The following is a 241-nucleotide window of genomic DNA, read 5'->3' as shown; positions in this document are numbered from 1 at the left end:
CCGTGTTGCAACGGCTGTCGGACATGGGCGTCGACCTGTCCATCGACGACTTCGGCACCGGCTACTCCAGCCTGATGTACCTCAAGCGCCTGCCGGCCAATGAGCTGAAGATCGACCGTGGCTCTGTGCGCGACCTGGAGCACGACAGCGACGACGCCGCCATCGTGTCGGCCATCGTTGCGCTGGGCCAGGCCCTGGGGTTGCGGATTGTCGCCGAAGGCGTGGAAACCGATGCGCAGCA

The 241-nt window shown here is 65.6% G+C and carries 1 protein-coding gene; it reads left to right on the top strand.

Translation table 11 applies throughout. The features are described 5' to 3' along the window. On the top strand, positions 1-241 hold a 241-nt coding region (locus tag AC0L20_RS41725), incomplete at both ends, for an EAL domain-containing protein (RefSeq protein ID WP_473295949.1).

The organism is Bradyrhizobium sp. Kon58 (assembly GCF_055807455.1).
The sequence above is the reverse complement of the archived record's forward strand: the minus strand, read 5'-3'. Positions and strand labels throughout refer to the sequence as shown.